General features: G+C 72.0%; 13 protein-coding genes. 8 read left to right on the top strand and 5 right to left on the bottom strand.

Features of this window, described 5'->3' with window-relative positions; translation table 11 throughout:
* Position 1: 1 nt before the first annotated feature.
* Both AC3A3J_RS07760 and AC3A3J_RS07765 read left to right on the top strand, forming a co-directional pair.
* Positions 2 to 1714, top strand: a complete 1713-nt coding sequence (locus AC3A3J_RS07760) for a D-apionate lactonase family protein (protein WP_487671724.1) — start codon at positions 2 to 4, stop codon at positions 1712 to 1714.
* The gene (locus tag AC3A3J_RS07765; RefSeq protein ID WP_487671725.1) at positions 1711 to 2961 is read left to right on the top strand and encodes a ribulose-bisphosphate carboxylase large subunit family protein; all 1251 of its coding nucleotides are present in this window, start codon (positions 1711 to 1713) and stop codon (positions 2959 to 2961) included. The genes AC3A3J_RS07760 and AC3A3J_RS07765 overlap by 4 nt, the downstream gene beginning before the upstream one ends.
* A 19-nt stretch (positions 2962 to 2980) precedes the next feature.
* Here the strand turns inward: AC3A3J_RS07765 and AC3A3J_RS07770 are convergent, their stop codons facing one another.
* Positions 2981 to 3967, bottom strand: coding sequence for an NAD-dependent epimerase/dehydratase family protein (locus tag AC3A3J_RS07770; protein ID WP_487671726.1), 987 nt, complete (start codon positions 3965 to 3967; stop codon positions 2981 to 2983).
* A gap of 28 nt (positions 3968 to 3995) precedes the next feature.
* Entirely contained in the window at positions 3996 to 5237 is a 1242-nt protein-coding gene (locus tag AC3A3J_RS07775; protein ID WP_487671778.1) for an MFS transporter, read from the bottom strand.
* Positions 5238 to 5334: 97 nt separating this feature from the next.
* On the opposite strand from AC3A3J_RS07775, the gene prfB reads away from it, so the two are divergent.
* A complete protein-coding gene (gene prfB, locus AC3A3J_RS07780) occupies positions 5335 to 6444 on the top strand; it encodes a peptide chain release factor 2 (RefSeq protein WP_487671727.1) in 1110 nt (369 codons plus the stop codon).
* 79 nt (positions 6445 to 6523) lie between these two features.
* On the opposite strand, the gene AC3A3J_RS07785 is transcribed toward prfB, so the two are convergent.
* The gene (locus AC3A3J_RS07785; protein ID WP_487671728.1) at positions 6524 to 7375 is read right to left on the bottom strand and encodes a DUF2510 domain-containing protein; all 852 of its coding nucleotides are present in this window, start codon (positions 7373 to 7375) and stop codon (positions 6524 to 6526) included.
* A 172-nt stretch (positions 7376 to 7547) separates the two neighbouring features.
* On the opposite strand from AC3A3J_RS07785, the gene ftsE reads away from it, so the two are divergent.
* From ftsE to smpB, 3 genes are all read left to right on the top strand, one after another.
* Positions 7548 to 8651, top strand: coding sequence for a cell division ATP-binding protein FtsE (gene ftsE / locus AC3A3J_RS07790; protein ID WP_487671729.1), 1104 nt, complete (start codon positions 7548 to 7550; stop codon positions 8649 to 8651).
* Positions 8648 to 9562: a permease-like cell division protein FtsX gene (gene ftsX / locus AC3A3J_RS07795; RefSeq protein ID WP_487671730.1), complete on the top strand. Its 915-nt coding sequence runs from the start codon at positions 8648 to 8650 to the stop codon at positions 9560 to 9562. The genes ftsE and ftsX overlap by 4 nt, the downstream gene beginning before the upstream one ends.
* 89 nt (positions 9563 to 9651) lie before the next feature.
* A complete protein-coding gene (gene smpB / locus AC3A3J_RS07800; protein ID WP_050722832.1) occupies positions 9652 to 10128 on the top strand; it encodes an SsrA-binding protein SmpB in 477 nt (158 codons plus the stop codon).
* Between the two features lie 12 nt (positions 10129 to 10140).
* On the opposite strand, the gene AC3A3J_RS07805 is transcribed toward smpB, so the two are convergent.
* On the bottom strand, positions 10141 to 12012 hold the full coding sequence (locus AC3A3J_RS07805; RefSeq protein WP_487671731.1) for a S9 family peptidase: 1872 nt from the start codon (positions 12010 to 12012) through the stop codon (positions 10141 to 10143).
* A gap of 214 nt (positions 12013 to 12226) precedes the next feature.
* On the opposite strand from AC3A3J_RS07805, the gene AC3A3J_RS07810 reads away from it, so the two are divergent.
* Together AC3A3J_RS07810 and metE are read left to right on the top strand one after the other, a co-directional pair.
* Positions 12227 to 13165 carry a methylenetetrahydrofolate reductase gene (locus tag AC3A3J_RS07810; RefSeq protein ID WP_487671732.1) on the top strand — a complete coding sequence of 313 codons (939 nt, stop codon included), beginning with the start codon at positions 12227 to 12229 and terminating at the stop codon, positions 13163 to 13165.
* Positions 13166 to 13186: 21 nt separating this feature from the next.
* The gene (metE, locus tag AC3A3J_RS07815; RefSeq protein WP_487671733.1) at positions 13187 to 15499 is read left to right on the top strand and encodes a 5-methyltetrahydropteroyltriglutamate--homocysteine S-methyltransferase; all 2313 of its coding nucleotides are present in this window, start codon (positions 13187 to 13189) and stop codon (positions 15497 to 15499) included.
* Between the two features lie 89 nt (positions 15500 to 15588).
* Here metE and lexA read toward each other — a convergent pair whose 3' ends face one another.
* Positions 15589 to 16275, bottom strand: a complete 687-nt coding sequence (lexA, locus tag AC3A3J_RS07820) for a transcriptional repressor LexA (RefSeq protein ID WP_487671734.1) — start codon at positions 16273 to 16275, stop codon at positions 15589 to 15591.
* Positions 16276 to 16347 lie beyond the last annotated feature (72 nt).

Here is a 16347-nt window from a genome sequence, read left to right on the forward strand (position 1 = left end):
GATGACGGGAACGACGATGACACGGATGCTGCGGGCCGGCGCCTGGACGCTCGACCTCGACGACCGCGGCGTGCTGCGGCACGTCCGACTCGGCGACCACGAGGTGCTCCGCGGCCTCGCGGGGGTCGTGCGCGACGCGGACTGGGGCACCGTCGATGGGGTCGTCACGATCGAGCGATGCGAGATCGACGAGGACGGGTTCTCGGTGACGTTCACCTCGGCGCACCGCGGGGCGGGCGTCGACCTCGTCTGGACCGGCACCGTCACCGGTCTTCCCGACAGCACGGTGCGGATGACGTTCGACGGGCGAGCGGGCGGGGCGACGCGGACCAACCGCATCGGGCTGGTCGCGCTGCACGCCCTCGACGGGGCCGGCCGCCCCGTCGACGTCATCCACACCGACGGCTCGGTGCAGCCGTCGCGCTTCCCCGAGCTCGTCTCCCCGCACCAGCCGTTCCTCGACGTCGCCGGGTTCCGGCAGCGGACCGACGACGGCGCCGACATCGAGATCCTGTTCGAGGGAGACGCCTTCGAGACCGAGGACCAGCGCAACTGGTCGGATGCGTCGTTCAAGACCTACAGCCGTCCGCTGTCCCTGCCCTTCCCCTACGCGCTCGACCCGGGGGAGACCGTGCGCCAGAGCATCACCCTGCGCGCGACCGGCACCCTCCCTCCGCCGGCCGACCGCGCGCCGCGGAACGCCACGGTGCGCATCCACGACGAGCCGGCCTCCTGGCCGCGCCTCGGCACCGGATGGGCGCCGGGGCACTCCCGGGCCGCGGACGCCCTCGCCGAGCTGCGCCCCGCGTGGGTCCGCGTCGACGTCACCGTCGACACGCACGGCGACGTGTCGGGGGCGACGGCGCTCGCCGAGGCGGCAGCCGCCGGGCTGCCCGTCGAACTCGCCCTCACGGTCTCCGACGGAGCACCGAACGCGGTGATCGCCCCGCTTCTCGACAACGCCGCCGTGGACCACGTGCTCGTGTACAGCTCCGGAGCGCCGACCACCACGGCCGCCGCGCTCGCCGCGGTGCGCGCGCTCGTGCCCACGGCGACGCCCGTCCGCGGGGGCACCGACGGCAACCTCGCCGAGCTCAACCGCTTCCCCCCGGCATCCGTCGGCGACGGGGTCGCCCTGTCGATCAACGCCCAGGTGCACGACGACGCCGCCCTCGCGGTGATGCAGACCACCGAGGCGTACCCGGCGATGATCGCGACCGCCCGCCACCGCGGCGGCTCCGCGCACGTCACGGTGTCTCCCGTGACGCTGCGCCCGCGGCGCAACCTCTACGCGACCGCGGCGCCGCTCCCCGTCGGCGAGGGCCTCGACCCGGCCACGATCGACGCTCGCCAGCACGACCCCTTCGCCGCGGCGTGGACCGTCGCCGTGCTCGCGGCGCTGTCGGCCGCAGAGGTCGGCGACGCGACGCTGTTCGAGCATGCGGGCCCGCGGGGCATCCTCCACGCCGACGGCGGACGCACACCCGTCTCCGACGTGCTGGCCGCGGCGTTCTCGGCCGACGGCGCCCTCCGGCTCACCACCGACGATCCCTCCGTCGCGGGGATCGCGCTCCGCATCGACGGGAGCGTGGTCGTCGTCCTCGCGAACACCACCGACCGCCCCCGCCACGTCGCCCTCGACGGCCTCGTGTCGATGCCGCCGCGCACGATCGCGCCCTTCGACATCCTCCTCCACACAGACGGGACAGCATGAGCACCGACCGCATCCACGCCCACTACGTCATCGAGACCGGCGACAGCCTCGAACGCGCCGCCGCCGCGATGGCCGGCGAGCAGTCCACCGGCACGTTCGTCGCCCTGCCCGGCGAGACCCCCGAGCTGCACGCCCGGCATGGGGCCACCGTCGAGCGCATCACCCCGCTGGACGACGGCGATTCCCCGTCGCTGAGCGGCGGCGTGGTGCCGGCCGACGGCCGCTACCGCCGCGCCGAGGTCGAGCTCTCGTTCCCCCTCGACAACGTCGGCACGGCCCTGCCGAACTTGCTCGCCACGGTCGCCGGCAACCTGTTCGAACTGCACCAGCTCAGCGGCATCCGGCTCGAGGCCCTCGAGCTGCCGGCCGCATTCGGCGAGGCGCACCCGGGCCCGCAGTTCGGCATCGAAGGCACGCGGCGACTGGCCGGGGTGCACGGCCGCCCGATCATCGGCACCATCATCAAGCCCAGCGTGGGGCTGACGCCCGACGAGACCGCCTCCCTCGCGGGCGACCTGGCGCGCGCCGGCCTGGACTTCATCAAAGACGACGAGCTCATGGCGAACTCGCCCCACTCGCCGTTCGACGAGCGGCTGGGCGCCGTCATGCGCAGTCTCCATGACGCCGCCGACGACACCGGCGCCCTCGCGATGTACGCCGTGAACGTCACCGACGAGCTCGACGAGATGCTGCGGCACGTCGACGCCGTCGCCGAGGCCGGGGGCACGTGCGTCATGGTCAGCGTGAACGCCGTCGGCATCGGGGCGCTGCGTGCGGTCCGCGAGCGCAGTGCCCTCCCCATCCACGCCCACCGCAACGGCTGGGGCGCGATGACGCGCGACCCGATGCTCGGGTACTCGTACGGGGTGTGGTCGCAGCTCTGGCGGCTGGCGGGCGCCGACCAGCTGCACGTGAACGGACTGCGCAACAAGTTCTGGGAGCCCGACGAGTCGGTTCTCCGCTCCGCGCGCGCCTGCCTGCAGCCGCAGAACGGGCACCCCGCGGTGATGCCCGTGTTCTCGTCGGCGCAGTCCGCCGATCAGGCCGCCGACACGTATGCGGCCCTCGGAACCGTCGACCTCATGTACGTGTGCGGCGGGGGCATCATGGCGCACCCCGACGGGCCCGCGGCGGGGGCGGCCAGCATCCGCCAGGCCTGGCAGGCGGCCGTCGAGGGCGTTCCCGCACCGGAGTACGCGCAGACGCATCCCGAACTCGCCGCCGCGCTGCAGATGTTCGCCCGGTGACCCGGTTCCGCGGCGCCGATCAGGCGCCGCGGAAGGCCCGGTACGCGGCGATGTACTCCGCGATCCCGTCGTGCAGGTCGGGGAAGCGCAGAGAGTAGCCGAGCTCGTCGCGCAGCGCCGACACGTCGAGCACACCGCGGTACGCGCTCTCGACGGACGCGGCGACGGACTCGGCGCCGCTCGCCGGAGCGAACCGCACCCGCAGGTCGGGGAGCTGCAGGCGAACGGTCTCGATCAACTCCTCCTCGCTGACGAGCGCGCGCCCGGTGGCGGCGTAGAAGACCCGCTGCGGCGTCGGCGGATGCTCCAGCAGCCGGGCCACCACTCCCGCGACGTCGGCGACGTGGGTGAAGTCGCGCGACGGCAGGGGCGCGGTACCGAGGTCGACCTCGATCCCGTCGACGCCGCCCTCGACGAGCGGCTTGAGGCCGATGGGCCACTGCATCCCGAAGCCGTACACGGCCGAGGGGCGCACGATGCGCACGTCCATTCCGAAGCTCGTCACGTACTCGAGAGCGAACACCTCGGCGGCGGCCTTCGACGCGCCGTAGAACCCGCCGCCCGGACCCTCGGTCGCGGTGACGGTGGGGTGGTGGACGGGGATCGGTTCGGTGCGGATGCCCGGCAGCACGGCGATCGACGACAGGTAGACGACCGACCGCACACCCGTGTCGCGCGCCGCTTCGAGCAGACGCAGGGTCGGCAGGACATTGCTCTCCAGGGCGCGCATCGGCGCGGTGCGGAGCCCCGCCACATCGACGACGGCATCGACGTGAACCACGGCGTCGGGGCGGTGCCGCTCGCAGACGCGCCGGATGCCCTCGATATCGTCGGCGGGAAGCAACTCCAGGCGCAGACGGTCGACGTCGGGGCCGAGGAGGTATCGGGTCTCGGGGCGGAGCGGGTAGCGGCTCGCACCGATCACCTCATGGCCGGCGTCCAGCAGCTCGCGCACGATGTGACCGCCGATGAACCCCGTCGCGCCGGTGACGAGGACTCCACTCATGACTACGAGTGTAGAAGGAGGCGCCGGGTCAGCGCGGGTCGCCGGGAGGGGCCGCGCGCGGCACGAACCGTGGGATCCACCGCACGAAGCCGAGGGCGCCGAGCAGGCCGATCACGCCCATCGCCGCGGCCGCGATCGGCAGCGATGCGATCGCCGTGATGCCCGACACGAGCAGGGGAGCCGCCGCCCCGCCCGCGTCGGTGAGCGTGCGCCACGAGCCGAGGAACGCCGCCGGCTCGCGCGCCGGCGCCACATCGGCGCCGAGGGTGAGCAGGATGCCGCTCGACAGGCCGTTGCCGACGCCGAGCACGGCGGCGAACATGCCGAACCACAGCACCGGCGCCTCGACGTCGTGGGTGAGCGAGAGGGCGAGGAAGCCCGCGCCCATGAGGATCATCGCCGGCATCGCCGCCCACATGCGCCCGAAGCGGTCCATCACCTGCCCGCTGGCGTAGAACAGCGCGAAGTCGATCGCCCCCGAGATCCCGACGACCAGCGCGATGGTCTGCGCATCGAGTCCGAGCGACAGCCCCCACAGCGGCAGGACGACCTGGCGGGCCGACCGCACCGCCGACAGCGAGGCGGCGGCCAGGCCCAGGCGGCTCAACACGGTGCGCTGGCGCCACATGGTGCGGAACACGCCGGTCGGGGGAGTGCGCGCCGTGGTGGCAGCGGCGGCGGCGACTGTGGTGTCGTCCGCCGTGCCGGTGCGGATCGGGGTGACCGCCACGGGCACGGTCTTCTCGGGGTCGGGTCCGAACAGCACGAGGACGACCATGACGACGAGACACACGAGGAAGAACCAGATGGCGGCCAGCTCGGTGCCGAAAAGCGCCAGCAGGCCGGCGGCGACGAACGGACCGATGAAGATGCCCAGGCGGAAGCTGCCGCCCAGCAGCGACAGGGCCCGAGCGCGCATCGCGATCGGCACGCGCGTCGTCATGAAGGCGTGCCGGGCCAGGCCGAACGCCGCGGCGCAGAACCCCAGCACGAAGACGGATGCCGCGAGCAGGCCGATGGAGGGGGAGAAGACCATCCCGACGCCCGCCAGGATCGCGATGACGCCGGCGACGACCATCGTGAGGCGTTCTCCGATGCGCGCCACCGCCCACCCCGCGGGGAGGTTGCCGCACAGCTGCCCCACCACGAGCGCCGACGCGACGAGAGCGGCGAAGGCGACATCGGCGCCGAGCTGTGACGCGATGACGGGGATGAGCGGGATCACCGCGCCCTCACCGAGAGAGAACAGGACCGTCGGCAGGTACACCATCGGTCCGAACCGCCGAAGGACCGTCGAAGCACCGCTCACCGTTCGAGGCTACCCCCGCGGACGCACGGGGAGCGGCGACAGGATAGGCTGGGGTGCCATGCTCGAACTCGATCTCTCCGCCGACATCCAGGCGCTCAGGCACACCTTCGGCGACATCAGCGAGGTCGTCGACGTCACCCGTCTGCGCGAGGACATCGCGCGCCTCAGCGAAGAGGCCGGCGCCCCCGACCTCTGGGACGACACCGAGCGCGCGCAGAAGGTGACCAGCGCGCTCAGCCACCGCCAGTCCGAACTCGCCCGCATCACCGGAATCGCGCAGCGCCTCGACGACCTCGAAGTGCTCGTCGACCTGGCGAACGAGATGGGCGACGAGGATTCGGCGCAGGAGGCGCGCAACGAGCTCGCAGCCCTCGGCGAGCTCATCAACCAGCTCGAGGTGCAGACGCTGCTCGACGGCGAGTACGACGACCGCGCGGCGATCATCACGATCCGCTCCGGCGCCGGCGGCGACGACGCCACCGACTTCGCCGAAATGCTCATGCGCATGTACCTGCGCTGGGCCGAGCAGCACAAGTACCCGGTCAAGGTCATGGACACCTCGTACGCCGAGGGTGCGGGCATCAAATCCGCCACGTTCGAGATCGACGCCCCCTACGCGTTCGGCACGCTGTCGGTCGAGGCCGGCACGCACCGTCTCGCCCGCATCAGCCCGTTCGGCTCGGCCGACAAGCGCCAGACGTCGTTCGCCGCCGTCGAAGTCATCCCCCTCATGGAGGAGGCGACCGAGGTCGACATCCCCGAGAACGACATCCGCGTCGACGTGTTCCGCTCCTCGGGCCCGGGCGGCCAGTCGGTCAACACGACCGACTCCGCCGTGCGCCTCACCCACCTCCCGACCGGCATCGTCGTGTCGATGCAGAACGAGAAGTCGCAGATCCAGAACCGCGCCGCCGCCATGCGCGTGCTCCAGACCCGCCTGTTGCTGCTGCAGAAGGAGCAGGAGGCCGCCAAGAAGAAGGAGCTCGCCGGCAACATCACCGCGAGCTGGGGCGACCAGATGCGGTCGTACTTCCTCTACGGTCAGCAGCTCGTGAAGGACCTGCGCACCGGCCACGAGTCGGGCAACCCCGCGGCGGTGTTCGACGGCGACCTCGACGGCTTCATCTCGGCGGGCATCCGCTGGCGGAAGCGCCCGGAAGAGGACTGAGCGTCCCTTCGATCTTCGACGAAGCCCCCGAGAGCAGTGCTCCCGGGGGCTTCCTCGTGTGACGGTCGGCGTGCGTCTGTCAGAACAGGCACACCCCCGCGGCCGAGGTCAGCTTCTCGCTGAACTCGTAGGCGGCGTCGGGGTCGGTGAACGTGCCGTCGCTCTCGGCGATCTCCCGCAGCGTGTCGTCGGGGATGTCGGAGTCGACGAACTCCTGCGCGATGCAGGTGATCTGCTCGTCGGTGAAACCGGCGTCGGCGGTCTGGTCGACCACGGCCCTCACCCCGACCGCGACCTCCTCGACGGTCGGCCGGCCTGCCCCGCCGGTGGTCTCCTCGGGCTCGGGCGACGGGCTGGAGGTCTCGCTGCCGTACGAGGGCGACGACGACGGCAGCGACTCGGCGACCTCGATGGCGGTCTGGGTGATGCCCATCGCGAGCAGCACGAAGAAGGCGATCACGCCGACGATCGTGCCGAGGATCGAGACTCCGATGCCGGTGATCCCTGGCCACTTCTTACCGCGCAGGAACAGCGACACGATCGACACGACGAACCCGGCGAAGAGCAGCACCCATCCGAAGATCATGGTGATCGGGAAGAGCACCAGGATGGTGCCGAGCACCGCAAGTCCGAACCCGACGAGGCCGACCACCGACATCGGCTTCGGTGCGTCGGCCACCGCGCCGTACCCACCGGGAGCGCCGTAGGTGCCGGGTGCGCCGTACCCGGCACCGGACGGGGCGGAGCCATATCCGACCGCAGCGGGCGCTGCGGGAGGGGAATAGGGGGAGGCCTCGGACGATGGGGAGGACGGTGGGGACGAGGGAGCCGACGCCGCGGCATCCGGCGCGTAGTGATCGGTCCACTGCTGCCCGTCCCACCAGCGCTGGCGTCCGGAGCCGTCGTCGTACCAGCCGGCAGGTGTCGTCATGGGTCCCCCTCGCATCGCGGCCCGCCCCGACGGCGCAGGCGTCCCCTCCTGTATAGCAGCGGTCTCCGACGAGCATCCGGCGCGAGGACGGGCAGCATTGCCCATCCGGATGCCGGCGGCCGGGGTGTCGTGCCCGGTCGCCGCGCCGGCGCGCACGTAGGCTCGTATCGCCATGATTCGGTTCGAGAACGTCACGAAGCGCTACCGCGGGACGTCGAAGCCCGCCCTGTCCGGTGTGGATTTCGAGGTGCAGCGGGGCGAGTTCGTCTTCCTCGTCGGCGCCTCCGGGTCCGGCAAGTCGTCCTGCCTCCGGCTCATCCTCCGCGAGGACGTGCCGTCGAGCGGACGCGTCGCCGTGCTCGGTCGCGATCTGCGCGCCCTCGCCAACCGGAAGGTGCCGTACTTCCGCCGCCACATCGGCTCGGTGTTCCAGGACTTCCGCCTGCTGCCGTCCAAGACGGTGTACCAGAACGTCGCCTTCACCCTGCAGGTGACGGGCTCGTCCCGCGGATTCATCCAGCAGGCGGTGCCCGAGGCGCTCGCCCTGGTCGGCCTCGACGGCAAGCAGAAGCGCATGCCGCACGAGCTGTCGGGTGGCGAGCAGCAGCGCGTCGCGATCGCCCGCGCGCTCGTCAACCGCCCGCAGATCCTGCTCGCGGACGAGCCCACCGGCAACCTCGACCCGGCGACCTCCGTCGGCATCATGCAGTTGCTCGCGCGCATCAACGCCGGCGGCACCACGGTGCTCATGGCGACGCACGAGGCCGCCTTCGTCGACCAGATGCAGCGCCGCGTGATCGAGCTGAAGGACGGCGTCATGGTGCGCGACGAGACCCACGGCGGGTACGGCGACACCTCGAACATCCCCCGTCTGGCCCCCGAGGAGGTGCGCGGCGCGGCCGCGGCCGCCGCGCTCACCGCCGTGCAGGAGGTGCAGCGGCAGACCGCCGACCTCTCGGTCGTCCGTGCGGCTCTCGTCGGCGAGCTCGACGCGCAGCGCCGCGCCGCGGCATCCGGCCCGTCTCGCGACGCCGCGCCCTCGTCCGATGCGTCGTCCGAGCCGGCCCGCACCACGCCGACCGCTGCCGCGCAGCCGACCGCTGCCGCGCAGCCGTCGGTCACGACGCCCGCCCCCGACGACGAGTCGGTCGACGCACCCGCCGCGCCGGGCACCCGCCCGATCGTCCTCCCCGCCGTCGATGTCGCGGAGCTGGGGGTCGCCGATCGCCTGGGACTCTCGGATGCCGACGACGAGGAAGTGGGGCCGACCTCATGAGAATCGGTCTGATCCTCACCGAGGCCCTCGTCGGCCTTCGGCGCAACCTGTCGATGGTCATCTCGGTCGTGCTCGTCACGTTCGTGTCGCTGACGTTCGTCGGCGCGGCGATCCTCATGCAGTCCCAGATCGGCGTGATGCGCGGGTACTGGAGCGAGCGCGCGCAGGTCGCGGTGTACATGTGCTCGTCGGTGTCGGTCGCAGACACCTGCGTCGACGGAGCCGCCAGCGAGGAGCAGGTGCAGTCGGTGCGCGATCAGCTCGAGGGCGATGCGCTCGCCCCGCTGATCAGCTCGACGACCTTCGACTCGCGCGAAGACACCTACGCGAAGCTCGTCGATCAGCTCGGCGAGGATCAGGCGAGCGTGCTGACGCCCGACCAGGCGTTCGAGGTGTTCTTCGTCACCATGAAGGACCCGTCGCAATCGACCGTGATCTACGAGGCGTTCAACGGGCAGGTCGGCGTCGAGCAGGTGAAGGACCAGCTGCAGTACCTCGAGCCGCTGTTCTCGGCGCTGACCGTCGCCACCTACATCGCCGTCGGCATCGCGGTGCTCATGCTCATCGCGGCGACGCTGCTCATCGCCACGACCATCCGGCTGTCCGCCTACGCGCGGCGCAAGGAGATCGGCATCATGCGCCTCGTCGGCGCGTCGAACCGCTTCATCCAGACGCCGTTCGTGCTCGAGGGCGTGTTCGCCGCGCTACTGGGTTCGGCGCTCGCGAGCGCCGCCATCGTCGCCGGCGTGCACTTCGGCGTGAACGGGTACCTGCGCGGACGGGTGCCTTTCATCACCACCTGGATCGGCATGCAGGACGCGGCGTGGGTCGTGCCCGTGCTGATCGGGATCGGCGTGGTGCTCGCGGCGCTGTCGGCCGGGTTCGCGATCCGGCGGTGGCTGCGCACCTGATCGCTATCGCCGGCGTCGACCGACCTGTTCGACGGACGGTATGCTGTAAGGCTGCTGTGCGCCCGCACGGCACGGATCAGGAGAGCATCATGCCCAGGGAACGCGGGGAGAAGGTCATCGCGACCAATCGTCGCGCACGTCACGACTACAACATCGAGAAGTCGTACGAGGCGGGGATGGTGCTGACCGGCACCGAGGTCAAGTCGCTGCGCCAGGGACGGGCGAACCTGTCCGACGGCTACGCGTTCGTCAAGGGCAACGAGGTGTTCCTCGACGCCGTGCACATCCCCGAGTACTCCCAGGGGCACTGGACGAACCACTCGGCGAAGCGCATCCGCAAGCTGCTGCTGCACCGCGAGGAGATCGCGAAGCTCGCGCACGCCGTCTCGGCCGGCGGATACACCCTGATCCCGCTGAAGCTGTACTTCTCCGACGGGCGCGCCAAGGTCGAGATCGCCCTCGCGAAGGGCAAGCGCGAGTACGACAAGCGCCAGACCCTCCGCGAGCGTCAGGACACGCGCGAGGCCGAACGCGCCATGCGTCTGCGCAACCGCGTCGGAGAGTAATCCGCAGGCCGCTCAGAGCTGCGGCGTGAACCCGAACACCCGTCCGAGGAACGTCAGCTCCCTCTCGAGGGAGTCGACGATGGTCTCGCCGCGACGGAAGCCGTGCCCCTCCTCGGGGTAGAGCACGTACTCGTGGTCGATGCCGCGGCGCGCGAGCGCATCGCGGATCGCCTCCGACTGCGCGGGCGGCACGACCCGGTCCTCGCCGCCCTGCAGCAGCAGCACCGGCACGTCGATGCGGTCGGCGTTCTGCAGGGGCGACCGCTCGACGTACAGCTGTTCCGCCTCCGGCAGCGGGCCGACGAGACCGTCGATGTAGTGCCGCTCGAAGTCGGGGGAGTCGGCGACCAGCATCCGCAGGTCGGTGACCCCGTAGCGCGAGATGCCGGCGGCGAAGGTGCCGCCGCGGGCGAGCGCCGAGAGCACCGTCCATCCGCCGGCGGACCCGCCGCGGATGGCGAGGCGCGCAGGGTCGGCCAGGCCCGCATCGACCAGGCCACGGGCGGCCGTGACGACGTCGTCGACGTCGACCACGCCCCACTGGCCGAGCAGGCGTTCCCGGTACGCGCGACCGTAGCCGGTCGAGCCGCCGTAGTTGACGTCGAGCACGCCGATGCCCCGGCTCGTGTAGAACGCGATCGCCGCCGACGCCGCCCCGGTCACGTGCGCGGTCGGACCCCCGTGCACGAGCACGACGTACGGCGGCCGTTCGCCGGCCGGAGCGGTCGCGCCGGGGTTCGCCGGGGCGTAGGCGAAGGCGTGCACAGGACCGTGCGGCCCGTCGACCGTCAGAGGCCGTGCGGGCGGCATCCACGCGGGATCGACCGGTTCTCCGCCCCGCACCGCGACGACCTGCCGGGTGTCGACGTCGACGCACCAGACGCCGGATGCCGTGGCCGAGCCGTTGCCGGTGACGAGCACGAGCGATCCGGTCGCATCCTCGATGCTGACGTGCCCGTCGCACGGCAGGGGAAGCCGCTCCGCGCCCTCGCGGCCTGTCACGACGACCTCGTCCCGTCCGTGCGTGCGCACGGCGACGAGCCGTGCGTCGGCGAGCGGCCGGTACCAGCGGTTGCCGAGCACCCACAGCCCGTACCCGGTGTCGGCATCGGACGCGTCGAGGGCGTCGAGCGCGCGCGCCGCGCCCCGCGGACGCACGCCGTCGAGGTCGAGGCGGTGGAGAGTCCAGCGTCCGGAGGGGTCGTCGGCGAACAGGATCGTGGCGTCGTCGAGCCACTCCGGCTGCAGGGCCGCGCGCGTCGGGGTGTCCGTCGTCTCGCCGGAGGCGAGGTCGCGCACACGGAGGGTCGCCGCATCCCACGGCATGCGACGGCCGTCCCACTGCACCCACGCCAGGCGTGTGCCGTCCGGCGAGAGGGCGGGGTGGGCGAAGAACTCGGTGCCCTCGGCGAGGCGGGCGACAGCCGCGTCGTCGTCTGCGGCCGATCCGTCGGTGGGGATCTCGACGACCGCCCGCCGATGCGGCTCGACGGACAGGTCCTCGCGCACCGCGAGCAGACGTCCGCGATGCAGGCGGAGGCCGCCGTGCGCGGGCCCGGCGGACGTCAGGGGCTCGGGTTCCGCGTCGCGCCGCGCGCGGTAGACGCGCTGATCGGCGGCGTGGACGAAGTAGAGCGTGCCGTCGGCGTCGGCGGTCCACGCGCCGCCGCCGTACTCGTGCACGCGCGAGCGCGCGCTCCAGGGCGCGGCGAGCACCTCGTCGCCGAGCGAGGAGCGCACCGACATGCGCCCGCCCTCGTCGGGCACCGACTCGCCCCACCAGATCTCCTCGCCCACGAAGCGGGCGCCGTCGAGGCGCGGCGACGCGGCGGCGACCGACGACGCGGTGAACGGGGAGGGCCAGGAACCGGAGGGAGACGCCATGTTCCGAGCCTAGGCGTCCCGCCCGGGGCATCCGCCGACACACGGCGTCACAGAGCGTGCACGTGCGGGGCGCGGTGTTCTACCTTCGTGGAAACGCCCGGTCCGCCGCGGCGTGGAGCGACAGCCGAGCCCGGCACCCGCCCGCGAATGATGCCCCGTCTGCGTCGTGCGCGGCCCCCGGCCCGCCCTGTCCCCAGGAGAAGAGATGTCCGTCGTGACTCCGCCCCCCGGCACCTCCCGCGTGCCGTTCTCCTTCGAGCTCTACCCGCCCCGATCGGCGTCGAGCGAGGAGGCGCTGCACGACACCGTGCGGCACCTCGCCGCAGCAGGACCCGACTTCCTCTCGGTGACCTACGGCGCGGGCGGATCGAGCGGGGGGCGCTCCCTCGAGGTGCTGCGTTTCATCCGCGAGCACACCGACGTCGAGCCGCTGGCGCACCTCACGTGCGTCGGGAACACCTATGCCGGGGCCGCGAAGCTGATCCGCGAGTTCCTCGACGCCGGCATCCTGAGCTTCCTCGCGCTCCGCGGCGATCCGCCCGCCGGGCAGACCGAGGGGTACCTCGGCGATCTCGAGAGCGCCGCACAGCTCGTGCAGCTCATCGACCGCGTTCAGGCCGAGCGGGCACCGTACGAGGAGGCCCCCGTGCCCGGCCTCCCCGGCGCGGCGCGCGTCGACCCGCGGCGCCGGGCCAGCATCGCCGTCGCCGCGTTCCCCAAGGGGCATCCGCGCGCGACGCATCGCACGCAGGACGTCGAGGCCCTGCTGGCGAAGCAGGCGGCGGGGGCGACCTTCGCGATCACGCAGCTGTTCTTCCACGCCGACGACTACCTGGCCTTCGTCGAGCGCGCGCGGGCGGGAGGAGTGGTGATCCCGATCCTCCCCGGGATCATGCCGATCACCTCGCCCGCCCGGCTCGCCCGCGTGCTGGAACTCACGGGGGAGGACTTGCCCGGCGAACTGTCGGTCGCCCTCGAGGTCGAGCCGACGCCCGAGGGGCGCCGCGAGATCGGCATCGCGTGGGCCGCGCGGCTCGCTCGCGATGTGGTCGCGGGCGGCGCGCCCGGCGTGCACCTCTACGCCTTCAACCAGCACGACACCGTTCTCACCGTCCTCGCCGAGGCCGGCATCCTCCCGGCCCTGCGCCGCTAGACCCCGCCGAAAGGAAAGACAATGACCGCATTCCCCGAGGGCACCATCCTGGGATATCCCCGCATCGGCCGGCGCCGCGAGCTCAAGAAGGCCGTCGAGGCCTTCTGGGCCGGACGCATCGACGAGCAGGAGCTGGAGCGCACCGCTGCCGACCTGCGCGGAGCGACCCGCGAGCGCCTCGCCGCACTGGGCCTCGGCCGCGACGACTCGGCGATCCCCGAGTCGTTCTCGTACTACGACCAGGTGCTCGACGCCGCCGTCACGGTGGGCGCCATCCCCACCCGCTTCGACGACCTGCGCGACGCCGATGGCACGATCGGTCTGCCGGCGTACTTCACGGTGGCCCGTGGCGAGGGCGAGCGCGCGCCGCTCGAGATGACGAAGTGGTTCGACTCGAACTACCACTACCTCGTGCCCGAGATCGGTCCTGAGACGGTGTTCTCGCTGGCGTCCGACCGTCTGGTGCAGCAGGTGGCCGAGGCCGCCGCGGCCGGCTACGTGACGCGCCCCACGGTCGTCGGGCCGGTCACGCTGCTCGCGCTCGCGAAGGCCTCGGACGACGCCCCCGAGGGCTTCGACCCGCTGTCCCGCCTCGACGACCTGCTGCCGGTGTACGTCGACCTGCTCGCTCGGTTCCGCGACGCGGGCGCGGCCTGGGTGCAGCTCGACGAACCCGCGCTCGTCAGCGAGTCGCTGCCCGCGACCGTCGAGCAGCTCTCCGCCGCAGCGGAGCGGGCGCTCGCGGTGCTCGGCGGAGCGCAGAACCGACCCGCCATCCTCGTCGCCGCACCGTACGCCGACCTGGGCGCCGTCTTCCCCGTGATCGCCGCAGCCCCGGTCGAGGCCATCGCGGTCGACCTCGTGCGCGGCGGCGTGCCGACCGCGGCACCCGGACTCGCCGACAAGGTCCTCGTCGGCGGCGTCATCGACGGACACAACATCTGGCGCGGCGACCTGTCGGCCGCCTTCGACCGCCTGGAGGAGTTGCGCGGACTCGGCGCCGCCGCCGTCGCGGCATCCCCCTCGACCTCGCTGCTGCACGTGCCGCACGACGTCGCCGACGAGTCGGCTCTCGACCGACGCCTCGTGTCGTGGCTCGCGTTCGCCGATCAGAAGGTCGAGCAGGTCGTCGTCCTCGCGCGCGGTCTCACCGCGGGCCGCGAGGCGATCGCGGATGCCCTCGACGAGGCATCCGCGGCCCTGACCGACCGGCTGTCGGCTCCCGGGGTGCGCGACGGTGCGGTGCGCGAGCGGACGCTCGCGGATGCCGACTTCTCACGCGTCTCGTACGCCGAGCGCGAGGGTGCGCAGGAGGCGCTGGGCCTCCCCGCCCTCCCGCTGACGACGATCGGGTCGTTCCCGCAGACCCCCGACATCCGTCGGGCGCGGGCGCGGTTCACCCGGGGCGAGATCCCTGCCGAGGACTACGACGACTTCCTGCGTCGCGAGGTGGCGAGCGTCGTCTCCCTGCAGGAGGACCTCGGTCTCGACGTGCTGGTGCACGGCGAGCCCGAGCGCAACGACATGGTGCAGTACTTCGCCGAAAATCTCGACGGCTTCGCCGTCACGGAGAACGGCTGGGTGCAGTCCTACGGCTCGCGCGCGACGCGCCCGTCGATCCTCTGGGGAGACGTCTCGCGTCCCGCACCGATCACCGTGGACTGGTCGTCGTTCGCCCAGTCGCTCACGACGAAGCACATGAAGGGGATGCTCACGGGACCGGTCACGATCCTCGCCTGGTCGTTCGTGCGCGACGACCAGCCGCTCGGCGAGACCGCCAACCAGGTGGCGCTCGCCCTGCGGGACGAGATCGCCGATCTCGAGGCCGCCGGCATCGCGATCATCCAGGTCGACGAGCCCGCTCTGCGCGAGCTGCTGCCGCTCAAGGCGGCCGACCAGCCGGCCTACCTCGACTGGTCGGTGGCCTCGTTCCGTCTCGCCACGGGTGGAGCGGCCGCCGCGACGCAGATTCACACGCACCTCTGTTACTCCGAATTCGGGGTCGTGATCGACGCGATCCGTGCGCTGGACGCCGACGTCACGTCGATCGAGGCCGCCCGGAGCCGCATGGAGGTCGTCGCGGACATCGCCGAGGTCGGCTTCGACCACGGCATCGGCCCGGGTGTCTACGACATCCACTCGCCGCGGGTTCCCGGTGTCGACGAGATCGAGGCGCTGCTGCGCCGTGCGGTCGAGGCGATCCCGACGCGTCAGCTCTGGGTGAACCCGGACTGCGGCTTGAAGACCCGCGGGTACGACGAGACGACACAGTCGCTGCGCAACATCGTCGAGGCGACGCGGCGGGTCCGCGAGGACGTGTCCGTCGCGGTCTGACGCGAGACGCACGGTCCGACGCGACCAGCAACGACAGAGCCGCCCTCCCGATCGGGGAGGGCGGCTCCGTCGTTGGTGCTCGGATGCGGTCAGACGGCGCGCAGCACCGCCACGACCTTGCCGAGCACGACGGCCTCGTCGCCGAGGATCGGTTCGAACGCGGAGTTGCGGGGGAGCAGCCAGGTGTGGCCGTCGCGACGGCGGAAGGTCTTCACGGTCGCCTCGCCGTCGAGCATGGCCGCGACGATCTCGCCGTTCTCGGCCGTGTGCTGCGAGCGCACGACCACCCAGTCGCCGTCGCAGATCGCGGCGTCGATCATCGATTCGCCCGACACCTTGAGCATGAACAGGTCGCCCTTGCCCACGAGCTGACGGGGGAGGGGGAAGATCTCCTCGACCTGCTGGTCCGCGGTGATCGGTACTCCGGCGGCGATCCTACCGACCAGCGGCACCAGAGCCGCATCGCCGACGGGGGTCGCGACGTCGGCGGGGTTCTCGGCGGACGTGCCGGGGAGGTCGATGAGCACCTCCATGGCGCGGGTCTTGCCAGGGTCGCGGCGGAGGTAGCCGCTGAGCTCGAGCTGGCCGAGCTGGTGGGTGACGCTCGACAGCGACTTGAGGCCGACCGCGTCTCCGATCTCGCGCATGCTCGGCGGGTAGCCCTGCTGGGCGATCGACGCCTGGATGACCTCGAGGATCGCCATCTGCTTCGCGCTGAGGTTCTTGCGACGGCGCGTGCGCGTGACCTCGGAATCGGGGGCGGCGATGTCGCTCATGGTGCTCCTTCGAAGCGCGGATCCGGGCGTCGCGTCGCAATGTCGGTGGCCCGTGATGGTCTGTCGTTATCG

The sequence above is a fragment of the Microbacterium sp. Soil_N32 genome (assembly GCF_057655505.1).